Genomic DNA, 14,275 nt, shown 5'->3' with positions numbered 1-14,275 from the left:
TCACAAATCAATAAAAATTATTCATCTGAATTTTTATAATCTTTAAAATACATTACTAAAATTAAAATTATTTGCAGAAAAATTGTAGAAATGTGATTTTATTGAACTCAAAACTATTTAACTTAGTACTTTGTTTCGAAATGAGTTTATTAAACTTCGATTAATTGAAGGCTTATTCAAAGTTAATTTTAGATCAGATATGAAAAATCTAATCATCATATTAATTACTGTTTTAGGTTGTACAGAAAGTATTTCTGCTCAGCAACATTTGGTTTTAAAAGTAGACAGTCTTTTCGTTCTTGCCGATCGAAATAGTAAAGTGTTGGACATTAGTCGGTATAAAATTGATATGGCGTCTAATGCAACAACCATTGAAAAACAGAAGGCTTATCTTCCTGAACTTGGCACCTCTTTATCTTACGGTTATCTCAGTAATTCGCAAGTTTGGGATAATCATTTCAATTACGAAAGCACGGTTAAGGTTCCTCATATTTCAACTAATTTTTCTGTTGAGGCAGGTTATAAGATCTTTAATGGAAACGCTGCGAAAAATCGGATTGCCCAATCGAAATTGCAGGAACAGATTGCACAGCTTAATTATCAGAAAGACAAAGAGGATATCCAGTTTCTTTTGTTGGCAAAATATCTTGATCTGGAAACATTGAAAAATCAGGAAAAGGTATTTTTAGAAAATATTGCTTTGGCGGAAAAGCGAATCTTTAATGTTGAAAAATTGATTGAGCAAGGTTTGCTTACTCATAATGAAAAAGTACGCAGCGATTTACAATTGACCGAATTCAAACAGCAACTCGATGAAGTCCGGAATAATATTTCTATCGTGAATCACGATCTTACTATTGTGCTCGGACTTCCAAAAGAAACCATTATTGAACCTGATCCATCACTTTTTTCAAAAGAATTTAAAATAGATTCAGCTGATCGGTATGAAAACGGTTTTACAGATCGATTACCTGAATTAAAAGTAGCAGAACTCAATAATCAAGTCGCAAATAAAGAATTGAATATTGTAAAATCAATTCGTTTGCCTTCCGTTTCGCTTTTTGCTGGTGATGCTTTTGCTCGACCTTTTCTATATTCAATTCCACCAATAGATATTTACTCCCATCTTTTTCAGGCAGGCGTAAAAGTAAGTTATGATATCGGTTCACTTTACAAAAGTAAAAATCTCATTCAGCAGGCAAAAATGGCGGAAACACTTTCGCAAAAGAATGCCGGTTTAAAAGCTGAAAAAGCAGAAATGGATATTTATGCCGCTTATGTGAAACTTCAGGATGCACAACAAAAATTGACTTCCCAACAGGAAAGCTACCGTTTGGCGCAAGATAATTACCGAGTGGTCGAGCAAAAATATCTCAATAAATTTGTAGTAATTACCGATATGTTGGATGCCAGCACTTCTTTGCTCGCTGCCCAGATTAATGTTAATAATGCTCGTATCGGCATCATTTATCAATATTATAATCTTTTGAAAACCTCCGGACTTTGGGAGGAGGTGAGTCATTAAAATAAAGTTTAAACCAGTGTCAAATATGAAGTCACCAAATAAAACAAAAACCGAAAAGAAATCTCTTTCACCAAAATTTAAAACCTTTTGGAATATCCTGGCAATCATCATTGTGGCTGGACTTGTGTTTTGGGGACTCGCTGTGTTTTTCCATATCGGTGATAATGAATTTACCGAAGATGCGCAGGTTGATGAATATGTAAGTCCGGTTAGTACGAAGGTTTCAGGTTATCTTAAAGAGATTCGTTTTGATGAACATCAACCCGTTCATAAAGGAGATACACTTGCAGTGATCGATGATAGCGAATATAAAATTCAATTAATGGGCGCAATCGCAAATTTAAAACAGGCACAAGCAGGAAAAACAATCGTGAGTTCTGATATTGGTGTGTCTCAAAATACAACCTCGATTTCAGAAGCCAATATTGATGAGGTAAAAGCACGTCTGGAAAACCAAAGACAAAATCTTCAGCGATATGCCAATCTTCTAAAAGCAGATGTCGTTCCACAGTTTGAGTATGATCAGGTAAAAACAGAATATGAAGCGATGAAAGCCCGCTATGAATCTCTTCTTCGTCAGAAACAATCTACAAAATTAAATACACAAGCAGTTGCAGACAAAATTGAAGTTTCTGAAGCGGATATTATGAAAGCACAAGCAGCGGTTGATCTTGCCAAACTCAATCTTTCCTATTGTTATATTACAGCGCCTTATAACGGAATCATGGGCCGCAGAAAGATTGATGACAGCCAATTGGTTCAGGCGGGACAAACTTTAACAACCATTGTAGAGTCAGGAGAAAAATGGGTGACGGCGAATTATACGGAAGCACAAATCGCAAGTATTCATCTTGGAGACAAAATGAGCATTAAAGTAGATGCGTTTAAAGGGAAAACTTTTACAGGCGAAGTAACTGCGATTTCCGGTGCGACGGGAAGCCGATATTCGGCAACGCCTTTGGATAACTCAACGGGAAACTTCGTTAAAGTACAACAGCGAATTCCGGTACGCATTAAATTTTTAGATAAAGAAAAAGATCTGGAAGGAGTTCGTGCAGGAATGAATGTTCAGGTCACCAAACAATAACGGATCGTTATGGAAAATTCGATATTTCACGAACCTGTTCCGGATTGGGTTGAAAAGGTTTGTATCATTCTTTTGGTCTGCTCACAAATCATGATCAGTGGAATTCCTGCGAATGCAATCGCTATGGTTACTTCATTTTTGGGCGATGAAAAAGATGCCATTCAATTCATTTATTATGGCGGTGTTGTCGGAAGTGCAAGTGCTTATCCATTAATTGGTCGTTTTTTGCGCTATTTCCGTAAAAGACAGCTTTTGCTTCTCTGCATTTCTCTGGAACTGATTCTACTCGTGATTTCGGTTTTTACTAAAAATAATCTGCAGCTGTTCGTCGTTAATTTTCTGCTTTCAAGTGTCAAAATGGTTTGCCTGATGACCTGTCTGGGTCTTTTTCTGAAAAAATTTAATCCAACAAACAGCCGGGGATTGATGTACGGAATGTATTACGCATTATCGTTCAGTTTAAGTCAGCTTTATTCCTATTGGGTTGCGGTTCTTTTGCAAAGTTACTCCTGGAAATATACTTTTCTAATCAGCCTTCCCGGAATTTTTGTAAGCTTTCTCATCGTTGTTGTTTTAATGCACACAAGAAGAATAGAAAAAAAATATCCCTTATACCAGATCGATTGGCTCGGATACTTTCTATTTATTGCTTCAAGTTTGGGTCTTTCCTATGTCTGCATTTTTGGTGAACGGTTGTACTGGCTTCAAGATAATACGATTCGACTTATACTCGCTGCCTCAATTGTTGGATATGTGCTTTGGACGATCAGGATGCTAATTGTCCGAAGACCTTATGTCGATGTTAGAGTTTTGGCAAAATACAGTCATGTGAGAGTTGGCGTCGCATTAATGATTGCCTTGTTCTTCATTTATAATACGTTCAGTATTTCCACCGAATTTATGAAAGTAAATCTAGGATATACTGATTCCTATGTTGCGGCCACGAATCTTTATCTTATTATTTCTTTTGTCATATTTATTCCTCTTACAGGGATTTGGCTTCATAAAGTACACCGTGTCCGCGAAAGTCTTTTTGTTGGCTTTGCTTTATTTGCAATCTATTATTTGTACACCGCTCGGTTCTTTTATCCCGAAGAAAACAGTACTTTTTTCCTGATTCCGATGATGCTTCGGGGAGCAGCTTATGGTATCAGTATTACGTCGCTGTCTTATTATGCTTCGGTTAATCTTGTTCAAGCCGACAATACCCACCGGGCTTTCTTCTCCATTATTTCCCGATCCGTTATTGCAGCACCGATTACCAGCGCTTTGTGGCTCGACAGTTTCAATTATTTTAAGCAAAAAGAATACGATATCGTTTCCGCCCAATTTGGAATGGATGATTACCGAGTTTCGGGATTATGGAAAAGTCTAGTGTCATCCAATTTAAAATCTGGCAGCAGTTTGGATCAGGCTGAGCAGCTTGCTCAAGGTACGCTACACAATATGATCTACAAAGAGGCATTGATTATGAGTGCGCAAAATGTTTATTACCTCCTGGCCGCGATAAGTATTGCGCTCGCTATTTTGGTTTTGTTCTTAAAGGTTTTGAATGTTCATTATGTTTCAGAAAAAAACAAATATCAGATGACTTATATGGATGTGTAGTTGATCTATTTTGGGAAGTCAGCTTCGTGTTGATGATATGAATTTAAGAAAAATCAGTTCAGATCTATTTCGTAATTTCTCATAAGATACTTTTCTGCCATTTTAAATAGTTTAGGAGTTTTCGTATTCCCTTTTCCATTGTTGAATTGCTTGCTCTTCATCTTGTAGTGGTCCACTCATCATTTTGTAGGGCAAATAATTACGCAGTAAATCTTGCAACCATTCTTCAAATTCTTCTTTCGTTGGATTTGGATTGGATTTGTAGAATGATTTTTCGTAATCCCAGAAAAATACCCCTTTTTGAGAAAGGGTTTGCGGAGGTTGTTTTTCTCCTTTGTAATATTTGCTAAAGTATTTTTTTGATTTCATCAATTAGCAATTTTTAAGATCTTATTTAGGTCAAAATTTGTAATAGAATTATTTATTTGTTTTCCATTTTTGTATAGTAGATTTATTTTAGTTTAGTCCGATCAAAAGAAAGTCAGGTAGTTACTGATTCGAATTTCTTCTAAAATATAACTTAAAGTATTTAAACAAATGAAAAATCAAAGTTACAAAAGTGAATCTTGGAAACTGTTTCGTGAATGCATTATTGAATCTGATGGTTACAAATGTGCGCACTGCAATAGAAATAACTTAGAAGTCATTTTGCAGGTTCATCATAAAAAATATATTACGGGAAGGAAGCCTTGGGAATATTCACCATCTTACTGCATAACTTTATGCAGAGGATGCCACGCAAGACAACATGGAATTATAATGCCGAATTTTGGTTGGGAGTATTTATGCGATGAAGATTTGGGTGGCTTAAATGGTGAATGTGATAAATGTGGAAATCAAATGAGATTTGCTTTTCATATACATCACGAAAATTGGGGGTTTATGCAAGTTGGAAGACAATGTTGTGACAACCTAACGGATTCAAATCTCGCTTCTAATAAAATTGATTCAGTTAAAAGATTTGAAATAAGGAAACGTAACTTTTTAAAATCTTCTAGGTGGAAATCTTTTTTGAGTGAGAACAGAATTTTTAAGAATTTATTTGAGATAAAAATTGAAGAGATTGATAATGTTTATTTTTTGACTATCCACGGAAAAAAAAGTAGAGAGAAATATATTTCATTGGATTCAGCAAAGTGTAAAGCATTTGAAGTTATCGAAAACAGCAGCTTTATTAATTATTGTTTAAATAAAAAGATTCCTTTACCGAAATGATGATTATGAATGGTAATGCAAATAAAAACAACTCACTGGATTTCAGTGAGTTATTTTTTTTAAATGTGGAGTTGGAGGGATTCGAACCCTCGTCCAAACAAGCAACACATAAGATTTCTACATGCTTATTCTGCAATTAATTTTCGACTGTAAACAGAGTACAGACACCCAATTTACAACTTAACTTCTTTAGTTTTCGATCCCGAACCGAAGTCTTTCGAGACTTATTTCTGCATTGCTATGCCTCAGAATCAAACGCCGCAGAACGGAGCATTTGCGAGACATCTTGCCTCCTTACTATCTTCGGGAGAGCGCTTGAATCCTACTTTATTCAGATTAAGCTGCAAGAGCGAACTCTTGGTTGCCAGTTAAAAGTTTGCAGCAAGGGATTAAAGAGATCGCGCTACGGTTCTCTGCATGCTTACTTACCCATCGATCTTGCTGTCGAAACCAGTCAACCCCATGTTTTTGTAAGACCACAAAGATAAACAAAAATAGTTCTAAAATTAAAATCATTTTTACATTGAGCGGAGTCGAAGTGTGGGCGTAACCTTTTTCTGGTGATTAGCACTCGCTTTGCTCGCAAATGACCAAAAAAAAGATCGGGCTTTCCCTCGCAATTCCTCTGCAAATAAGAAGTATTCATCGACTCAAAAAATAAAAATAAATAGAAGAGAGATAATCCCTTACGCGAGATCCCGCTTCTTCACCAATCTTTTTAAGATCCACAAGTTTCAGCAATTTCCAATGTCCCCAAAATTCCCTTATCCTAACTTGCACTTCGCTCAACCTTGTCACGATTCAAAAACGTGACAAGGTTTAATTCAACTAAAATTTCCTACCATACTTTGCTAAATACAAAACTTTATGTTTATAATTCCCACATCGAATCTCTAAAAAAAATTCACACTAAAAAAACACAAACCAACCGAATCATCATTTGTGACATTCGTGAGAAACCATTAGTGCTATTTGTGTTTAAAAAAAAATTGTGCCCTTTGCTAAGTGAAACGCCCTTGCGTTCGTTATTCAGCATTGTATTTCTCAAAAACCTTTGCGTCTTTGCGTTAAAAAAACAACAATAATTAGCTAAGATTTATTTGATATTTTAACAAAAACCAAAATGAAAATTTCTAAAAAAATCATAAAACCCGTTAAAGCAGGTTAAACTATCCACTCCTAAAATTCAAAAACCCAAAACCAACCCAATATCCAATTATATTTACCTAAATAACATGAATGAAAACAAAACTACTATTTCTCTTATTTTTCATTGCGTCAATTACTGCCTTTTCGCAGCAATACATTACGGGAAAAGTAAGCTCCGAATTTGATGCTGCTTTGCAAAATGTCGTCATCTTCAATACCAGAACCGATGAAAAAGTATTGTCCGATAAAGAGGGAAACTTTACTATTGCAGCCAAACCAACCGATGAACTTCGATTTATAAAAAGTGGGTACGACAGAATCTCTTCTAAAATTTCAGCTCAGAATTTTTCAGAACCTTTAAATATCTTGCTGACAAAGTCACCTTACGATATTGCAGAGATTGAATTGAAATTTCAAGCGACCGGAAATTTAGAAAAAGATATCAAAACTTTAGATCCATCAAAAAGAGTTGTTGCTTTAAACTCAACCATGAAAGCTTATATGATGACACCGCCGACAGATGTTGCACCAAAACTTTCTGTACCTTCCGCCTTTGCCGCTCCCAATTATAATGCAGGACAAGTCAATATTTTAGGAATCGCTTCAGCAGTATTTGGATTAATCAAGAAAGCCAAGAATCCACCCATAACTACGCCAAATTACGCTGAAACCCAAGCGTTTTATCGCCGCATAAAAAACACTATGGATATGAGCTTCTATACTTCCCGTGGTTTTGATGAAGAACAAATCGACCATTTTCTTATTTACGCTGATCAAAATTATTCTTTAGCAAAATTATACCGCAAAAACTTTGATATTTCGGCCATCGATATTGCAATGAAATTAGCCTACAAAGAATATATCAAAACACACAAAGTCGGTTCTTAATGATTCGAATATTTTTATTACTCGTTCTCTCTTTCTCTACCTCGTTATTTTCTCAGAAAGTTTCGGGAACAGTAACCGATGAAGATCAAAATCCAATTCCCGCAGTTTTAGTTTTTAATATGAGAACGGAACAGAAAGCCTACACCAATCTTAATGGTGAATTTACCATTGATGCTTCTCAAAACAATGAATTGCGATTCATCCGCCAAGGTTTTGAAAGAAGTTCTAAAATTGTTAATTCACAAGATTTTTATACTCCTTTTTCAATCACTATTATTCGGAGCGTTCAAGACATTGAAGAAGTAAAAGTTGCCGCAGTTCGATTAACTGGTGATCTGAATCAAGACGCTAGAAATTTAACAAAGTTCGATAAAGTGGCGAACCTTCAAAGAGAAGTTGGCGTTCCCGGACCACCAGAAAAACCAAGAGAAACGCCACCGCCAACCGTAGAGCAAGTTGGAGTGCTTAAGTTTGTACGGAGTAATTTGAATTTTTTCACTTTGTACAAAAATGTTTCGGGTGATGCACGAAGAATGCGCCAGTTATATAAATATGAAGATCTTCAAGATAATGTAGAATGGATTAGGGGAAAAGTCGGTGATGAATATTTTACCAAAATGGAAATTTCACAAGATAAAATTCCAGAGTTTCTCCAGTTTTCAATCGGCGTAAAACCCGAAATCAATAAATACATCAAAGCCCGAAATCTCTCAAAAATACTTTTTATTTTAGAAGAAACGCTTCCTCAATATCTTAAACGTTAAACGAGTTTTTGATGAATCGAATTTACATCATTTTCATAATCTGCTTTTCCTCGCGATTATTTTCACAACAGGTTTCAGGAATCGTAACCGATGAAGATCAAAATCTAATTCCTGAAGTTCTGGTTTTTAATATGAAAACCGAACAGAAAATCTACACTAATCTCGCTGGCGAATTTACAATCTCTGCTTCATCAAACGATGAATTGCGTTTCGTCAGAAGAGGATATGAGAGAAACTTAAAAGTGGTGACTTCACAAGATTTTAATATTCCTTTTACAATCATAATTATTAGAAATTCCCACGAAATAGAAGAAGTGAATTGTTCAGCAGCCAACGGGAAATTTAGGAAAAGATGTGAAAAATTATGGCGACACAAAATCGGTTGCTAAATTAAAATCAGAGACCGTAAAATATATTCGGTCACAATCTACACCTGAAGTTTTGGCATCTAAACCTGGTGAATTTGTTCAACCAATTGGACCAGGGTTTTCTGTAGGTAGACCAGTAAACCAATGGGATGATATTGATTTTATGAAATCCCTGATCGAAAGTATTGGGCAAGATTTTTTCACCGATGATTTAAAACTTAAGAATTCGGAAATTCAACCTTTTATTTATTACATTTTTAGAAATTTTGACCGAAAAGAAATTCTCTTTCGTGGGATTTGTTCCCCATTTGATCTTTCCCGTTTTATTAATGAAAGTTATAAAAAGGTAGAACCTTATCGTGAAAATCTACCGAACAATCCAGCTCAGAAGAAGAAAAAGAAATGACTGTACTTTTAGTTTCTGTATTTCATTTAGCACTTTGATAATAGAGATTCTTTACTTGATCGTAAAACAGAGGTAAGTTATAATATATTAAAATTTCCGAAGGATTTTTAATATTGAAATACTTCTTTTGCAAACTTTTGATGAAAGATATTTTTAAACATTTTCCTTTTAGTCTCTTTTGCTTTAAAGAAAATAATTTATTACTATCTTTAATCCTGATAAATAATGTTGCATAAAACACTTACAAAACACAAACAAATGAATAAAAATATAATCGCTATCGCCATTGCGTCCGCTGGTTTTATTATTGGACTTGCCTTTTTAGGAAGCGCCATTAAAAACAGAAATAAATCAGAAAACACCATTTCGGTAACTGGTTTGGGGTCCAATAAATTCACGTCAGATTTGATAGCCTGGAGCGGAAACTTCTCGCGCAATAGTTTCGAACTTAAAACTGCTTACGACGAATTAGCAAACGATAAAAAAGTTATTGAAAATTATTTAGTATCAAAAGGAATTGCAAAAGATCAAATGGTTTTCTCAGCGGTTGATATTCAGAAACAGTTCAATTACGGAACCGACGCTAACGGAAGAAGTACGCAGACTTTTGCAGGGTATCAACTTTCACAAACGGTTTCTATTGACAGCAAAGATGTGGCAAAAGTGGAAAACCTTTCAAGAAATATTACTGAAATTATTAATTTAGGAATTGAATTTACTTCTTCACCACCGAATTATTTCTACACCAAACTGGGAAGTGTAAAACAACAAATGATTGCTGATGCAACAAAAGATGCCAAACAACGCGCAGAAAAAATTGCCGAAAACGCCGGTGCAAAATTGGGGAATCTAAAGAAAGCCACGATGGGAGTTACTCAAATCACTGCTCCCAATTCTACAGAAGAATATTCTTACGGTGGAACATTTAATACTTCTTCCAAAGACAAAGAAGCGAGTATTACGATTAAGTTGGAATATGAGGTAGATTAAAAAATCACTTCGTCAAAGTTTAAACTCCGTCAAAGATTTTAAAATTGATAAACTTTAGAGTGCAATTCTGTCTCAATCTCTTTCACGTTGTCAACCGCAAAATTGCTGAGAATAAATAAATTCATCGAATTTTTTCCTGGGCCATAACTTGGTTGAATATAATCTTCGGAAATAATCGAGAAGCCATTTCTTAAATAGAAATTAATTCTTCTTTCCGCCATTTCATCTAAGTGACTCGGTTCGGATTCTAAAACGATGTCTCCAAATTTATCCTTTAGTTCTGTTAAAATCTGTGAACCTAATTTTAAGTTCCGAAATTCTTCGAAAACTTCAAAATGTTCTAAATAATGACAGTTTTCTAATTTCCACAGAATGACATAGCCAACGTGAGTTTCATCGTTCTTTAAGGCATAAATAAAACTGTCGGGATTATCTAACAGGGCTAAAAATTGGTCTTCATCTCGTCGTTCATCTTCCGGAAAAGTTGTTTCATAAGCAACGTAAATTCTTGAAAGTTTTTTGCGCGTCTGTAATTCTTCAAACCAAATCATAGTAATTTTATATATTTTTTAATCCAATCGTTGTGTCTGGATGCCGATATAATAGGGAATAATTTACCGATTAAATTCGGGAGATTATATTGAATACATCATCGAATCATAAGTCAAAAACGCTTGGTCGTCTCGTGATAAACATGTCTTTAATCCACAGCGTAAAAGCCAATCCCAAATAAACAAGAAAGAAAACTCCTGCTGTCGCAAAAGTAGAGTAGATGAAAAAAACACGGAGTTTAGAAACCGGAATTCCCAATTTGGCGCCCATTCTCGTGAGTACTCCAAACCATTGTTTTTCCATTTTATGTCTTAGGTTATCCAGCATTTGTAGAGCGTTTTTTAGAAATTCAAAGATACGAAACTTACTTTTAAAAAATTCTGAACTTATTTATTATTCAGCAAATCCTTGTATTCTGAATCTGCTCATTTGATTTAATTTTACGGAATAATTTTAGCTTTCCATAATTTGTTAAAAAGCTGATGAATTTTTAGTAACAACCAAATCTACCCAAAATGAAAAAATTACTTGTAATTCTCCCGTTATTATTAATGTCTTGCACCAAAAAAGAAGCGGTATCGGAAAATACGGCAAAGCATGATTCAGTCATTCTTTCAGATGATAATATTGATAATAAAATGGACTCCGCCGCAAACGGAAACGTTTCTATTGATGAAAATAATGCTTTAAAAGAATCCTTCAAAACATCCAGAATTATTGAAGGAAATAAAATCATTAAAACAATTCAGGCAGACATGATTCCACTTACGATTGCTGATGAATTTACCAAGCCCGACCAACAAATGGTTTTGAAAATAGAAAACTTTACCGGAAAGAAAATCGATGGTAAAATTACGCCCGAAAATCCACAAATGAATATCCGTTTTAATCAAATCAAACTAGCCAAGGGTGATTACGACGGACCTTTCGGACGAGATATCAACTACGATATAAAAGAAAATGGTGAAATCTGGCTCCTTATCGGTAAAAGCAATATGGCTTCGGGCGACACAAAAGGAAAATTTACGATTAACTTAAAATAGCAGTATTGAAAAATTCAAACCTGTTTTTCCATCGAAGCTGAACGTTAATCTTATGTTAAAACATGCCGTTGGTACAGTTTCTGAATAACGGACTTTAATTAACTAAACTACTACTATATGAAAAATATGTTTTTATCAGCAATCGTTGCCACTGCGACTCTTGCAAGTTGTTCCACGGTTTCTTCGATTTTACAAAATACCTTTCCTTATAACGCCACGGTTTTGGTAACTTCAGGTTCGCCAGCAAATACTGTTTTGTCCAATGTTTCTGCCGCTCAAAGTATTAATCAACTCACGGGTTCTGGTGCAAATGTGAAAGATATTCGCGTTTCAAATGCCACGATTTCTGTGAATTCAAGTACCAGTGTTGGACTTTTCAAATCGGTAAAAGTGTATCTTTCGAATAACGGCAGCAATGAAGTTTTGGTTGCTTCCAGAGAAGATATTCCTGATAATGTAGGGAATTCACTCGCCTTAGATATCAACTCTAACCAAGTTTTAGATAAAATGATGAAATCGGGTAGTGTGCAGCAGAGATTGGTTTACGTGTTGAAACAGTCGCCAACTTCTGATATTTCGGTGAAAACTTCGATTGGATTTAGCAGCCTTCCAATTACGAACTAATTTATTTTTTAGGAGCAACACGATTTGCGCTTCTTACGAACTCCGGTCCGGCTGTCCGTTACAATCTTTTTTTGTCTCGTTTAACAACGAGCAAAAAAAAGGATTTCCACTTCCATCCGGGCTAGAATAACATTCCTATATCCATTCAAAATAACCAGCATTTAATGTTGGTTATTTTTTTTAAAACAGATTTCACGGACCTTTTAAAAAATCTAAATGTGTCCTTTTTATAAAGTTATATCAATATAACTCGACGATTGTAAGATCTAGAAAAAGGAATTATCTGTGGAAATCTGTGGAAATCCGTGCACATAATATTTATCATTACCTCCTGTAATCCAATCTCACATTTCTTCCCTAAATTTGTACTTAGAAATTTGCACTCATGAATGTATTCGACCTTATTATCAATGACAAAGAAGTAGTTTCTTTAGAAGATGTTTTCCTGAATAAATACAATCACCAAAATATTCAGCAACTCATCAAAGAATACAGGTATGTTGAAGAATTAACGAAATACGGATTGCCGGTCAACAATAAAATTCTTTTACAAGGACATTCAGGTTGTGGAAAAACTACCACCGCAAAAGCAATTGCCAATGCACTTGGCAAACCCATTTTAATTCTAAACTTAAGTAATATCGTTTGTTCCAGAATCGGCGAAACTTCCCAGAACATCAAACAGGTTTTCGATAAAGCAGCGCGTGAAAAAGCCGTTCTCTTCCTGGATGAATTCGATCAAATCGGAAAAGAAAGAGGAAGCGATGACAAAGATGTGGGCGAAATGCGGAGATTGGTCAACACCATTATTCAACTCATCGATTATTATCCAGCAAACGCGTTATTGATCGCCGCGACCAATCATGCTGAAATTATTGATCTTGCTTTATTACGACGTTTTCAATTGCGCATCAATTTCGAAATGCCAAGTTCCGGTATTTTAGATACCTATTATGATAAGATTTTAAAACCGTTCCCAGCAGAGATGCAAAACTTCGAACGACAATACAATATCTCTTTTGCCGAAGCCAAAGATTATGCTTTTACCAAAATGAAATCTGCACTGATTGAGAAATTAGAACGAGAAGAAAAAAATCTTAAATCAATTTAGAAATAGAATTCATCCCGATAGTTATTATTGGAATGAGAGTGTTTAGATTGAATTTATTTAAAAAGTAGAATTTTAATAAATCTTTATTTCATTTAAAATTAATGTAAATTTGTAATAATGAGTGAAAAAAATCTTTATGTAATTGCAGGCTGCAATGGTGCTGGGAAAACCACAGCGTCATTTACTATTTTACCTGAAATTCTTGAATGTAAAGAATTTGTAAATGCAGATGAAATTGCAAAAGGTTTATCGCCGTTTCAACCGGAAAAAGTTGCTTTTGAAGCGGGTAGGATTATGCTCAAACGGATAGATGAACTCTTTGAAAATGATGAAAATTTTGCATTTGAAGCAACTTTGGCATCAAGAACATATAAGCAAAGAATTGTAAAAGCAAAACTAAAAGGGTATAATACGATTTTGCTTTTCTTCTGGCTTAATAATGTAGAACTAGCAAAAGAACGTGTAAAAATTAGAGTAGAAGAAGGTGGGCATAATATTCCGAGTGATATTATTGAGAGAAGATATTTGAATGGAATCAATAACTTATTTGATATCTATCTTTCAATTATGGATCAGGTTTTGATTTTCGATAATTCAGAAGGAAACCATCAATTAATTGCTGAGAAATATTTGGGTGAGAAAGTCAATATTGTCAATCAAGAAAAATTTAACGAATTAAAAAATTACCATGACAAAACAAGATAAAATAGAACGGAAAAATAAAATTATAAAAGGGCTTAAAAAATCCTATGACAAAATGGTTGAGGTTAAAAGAAAAAATAACGGTGAAATCGCCATCATGAAAGGAGATAAAATTGTTAAAATTAAACTGTAAATAGTCTCCGCTTTTTTGTAAAAAAATAAATATATCCCAAAAATAACCGACAATCTCTGCCGGTTATTTTTATGAAAACTTTCAAAGTCTATTATCTATCCGTCCATTAT

The 14,275-nt window shown here is 34.6% G+C and carries 17 protein-coding genes and 1 other RNA gene; 14 read left to right on the top strand and 4 right to left on the bottom strand.

Annotated elements, in window-relative coordinates; translation table 11 throughout:
• Window positions 1–199 precede the first annotated feature (199 nt).
• From Q73A0000_RS11180 to Q73A0000_RS11170, 3 genes are read left to right on the top strand one after another with little or no spacing between them, the layout of a single operon-like run.
• Window positions 200–1,525 (top strand): TolC family protein, encoded by a 1,326-nt coding sequence (locus Q73A0000_RS11180; protein WP_193811022.1) that lies wholly within the window; start codon window positions 200–202, stop codon window positions 1,523–1,525.
• Window positions 1,526–1,550: 25 nt separating this feature from the next.
• Complete coding sequence (locus Q73A0000_RS11175; protein ID WP_193811021.1) at window positions 1,551–2,612, top strand: HlyD family secretion protein; 1,062 nt, start codon at window positions 1,551–1,553, stop codon at window positions 2,610–2,612.
• Window positions 2,613–2,621: 9 nt separating this feature from the next.
• A complete protein-coding gene (locus tag Q73A0000_RS11170) occupies window positions 2,622–4,220 on the top strand; it encodes an MFS transporter (protein WP_193811020.1) in 1,599 nt (532 codons plus the stop codon).
• A 111-nt stretch (window positions 4,221–4,331) separates the two neighbouring features.
• On the opposite strand, the gene Q73A0000_RS11165 is transcribed toward Q73A0000_RS11170, so the two are convergent.
• Window positions 4,332–4,589 (bottom strand): hypothetical protein, encoded by a 258-nt coding sequence (locus Q73A0000_RS11165; protein WP_193811019.1) that lies wholly within the window; start codon window positions 4,587–4,589, stop codon window positions 4,332–4,334.
• Window positions 4,590–4,757: 168 nt separating this feature from the next.
• Here Q73A0000_RS11165 and Q73A0000_RS11160 point away from each other — a divergent pair, with 168 nt between their 5' ends.
• Window positions 4,758–5,435, top strand: coding sequence for an HNH endonuclease (locus Q73A0000_RS11160; RefSeq protein ID WP_193811018.1), 678 nt, complete (start codon window positions 4,758–4,760; stop codon window positions 5,433–5,435).
• 63 nt (window positions 5,436–5,498) lie between these two features.
• On the opposite strand, the gene ssrA is transcribed toward Q73A0000_RS11160, so the two are convergent.
• Window positions 5,499–5,897: a transfer-messenger RNA gene (gene ssrA, locus Q73A0000_RS11155) on the bottom strand.
• A 777-nt stretch (window positions 5,898–6,674) separates the two neighbouring features.
• Between ssrA and Q73A0000_RS11150 the strand changes: the two genes are divergently transcribed.
• The 5 genes from Q73A0000_RS11150 to Q73A0000_RS11130 all read left to right on the top strand — a co-directional run bounded on the left by Q73A0000_RS11150 (window position 6,675) and on the right by Q73A0000_RS11130 (window position 10,000).
• Window positions 6,675–7,472 (top strand): carboxypeptidase regulatory-like domain-containing protein, encoded by a 798-nt coding sequence (locus tag Q73A0000_RS11150; RefSeq protein WP_193811017.1) that lies wholly within the window; start codon window positions 6,675–6,677, stop codon window positions 7,470–7,472.
• Window positions 7,472–8,236: a carboxypeptidase-like regulatory domain-containing protein gene (locus Q73A0000_RS11145; RefSeq protein WP_193811016.1), complete on the top strand. Its 765-nt coding sequence runs from the start codon at window positions 7,472–7,474 to the stop codon at window positions 8,234–8,236. Before Q73A0000_RS11150 ends, Q73A0000_RS11145 begins: the two co-directional genes overlap by 1 nt.
• Window positions 8,237–8,247: 11 nt before the next feature.
• Window positions 8,248–8,625, top strand: a complete 378-nt coding sequence (locus Q73A0000_RS11140; protein ID WP_193811015.1) for a carboxypeptidase-like regulatory domain-containing protein — start codon at window positions 8,248–8,250, stop codon at window positions 8,623–8,625.
• Window positions 8,591–9,010 (top strand): hypothetical protein, encoded by a 420-nt coding sequence (locus Q73A0000_RS11135; RefSeq protein ID WP_193811014.1) that lies wholly within the window; start codon window positions 8,591–8,593, stop codon window positions 9,008–9,010. Before Q73A0000_RS11140 ends, Q73A0000_RS11135 begins: the two co-directional genes overlap by 35 nt.
• Before the next feature lie 258 nt (window positions 9,011–9,268).
• Window positions 9,269–10,000: an SIMPL domain-containing protein gene (locus tag Q73A0000_RS11130; RefSeq protein ID WP_193811013.1), complete on the top strand. Its 732-nt coding sequence runs from the start codon at window positions 9,269–9,271 to the stop codon at window positions 9,998–10,000.
• Between the two features lie 38 nt (window positions 10,001–10,038).
• Here the strand turns inward: Q73A0000_RS11130 and Q73A0000_RS11125 are convergent, their stop codons facing one another.
• Window positions 10,039–10,551, bottom strand: a complete 513-nt coding sequence (locus Q73A0000_RS11125; protein WP_193811012.1) for a GNAT family N-acetyltransferase — start codon at window positions 10,549–10,551, stop codon at window positions 10,039–10,041.
• 106 nt (window positions 10,552–10,657) lie between these two features.
• On the bottom strand, window positions 10,658–10,879 hold the full coding sequence (locus tag Q73A0000_RS11120) for a PspC family transcriptional regulator (protein ID WP_193811011.1): 222 nt from the start codon (window positions 10,877–10,879) through the stop codon (window positions 10,658–10,660).
• A gap of 188 nt (window positions 10,880–11,067) precedes the next feature.
• Between Q73A0000_RS11120 and Q73A0000_RS11115 the strand changes: the two genes are divergently transcribed.
• The 5 genes from Q73A0000_RS11115 to Q73A0000_RS11095 all read left to right on the top strand — a co-directional run bounded on the left by Q73A0000_RS11115 (window position 11,068) and on the right by Q73A0000_RS11095 (window position 14,165).
• The gene (locus Q73A0000_RS11115) at window positions 11,068–11,595 is read left to right on the top strand and encodes a hypothetical protein (RefSeq protein ID WP_193811010.1); all 528 of its coding nucleotides are present in this window, start codon (window positions 11,068–11,070) and stop codon (window positions 11,593–11,595) included.
• A 117-nt stretch (window positions 11,596–11,712) separates the two neighbouring features.
• Window positions 11,713–12,219, top strand: coding sequence for a hypothetical protein (locus Q73A0000_RS11110; protein WP_193811009.1), 507 nt, complete (start codon window positions 11,713–11,715; stop codon window positions 12,217–12,219).
• 385 nt (window positions 12,220–12,604) lie between these two features.
• Window positions 12,605–13,330 carry an AAA family ATPase gene (locus Q73A0000_RS11105; protein WP_193811008.1) on the top strand — a complete coding sequence of 242 codons (726 nt, stop codon included), beginning with the start codon at window positions 12,605–12,607 and terminating at the stop codon, window positions 13,328–13,330.
• Window positions 13,331–13,447: 117 nt separating this feature from the next.
• The gene (locus Q73A0000_RS11100) at window positions 13,448–14,035 is read left to right on the top strand and encodes a zeta toxin family protein (RefSeq protein WP_193811007.1); all 588 of its coding nucleotides are present in this window, start codon (window positions 13,448–13,450) and stop codon (window positions 14,033–14,035) included.
• Window positions 14,019–14,165 carry a hypothetical protein gene (locus Q73A0000_RS11095; RefSeq protein WP_193811006.1) on the top strand — a complete coding sequence of 49 codons (147 nt, stop codon included), beginning with the start codon at window positions 14,019–14,021 and terminating at the stop codon, window positions 14,163–14,165. The genes Q73A0000_RS11100 and Q73A0000_RS11095 overlap by 17 nt, the downstream gene beginning before the upstream one ends.
• The last annotated feature ends 110 nt before the right edge of the window (window positions 14,166–14,275 follow it).

The organism is Kaistella flava (ex Peng et al. 2021), from assembly GCF_015191005.1.
In the GTDB taxonomy this organism is placed as follows: Bacteria; Bacteroidota; Bacteroidia; order Flavobacteriales; family Weeksellaceae; genus Kaistella; species Kaistella flava.
The sequence above is the reverse complement of the archived record's forward strand: the minus strand, read 5'-3'. Positions and strand labels throughout refer to the sequence as shown.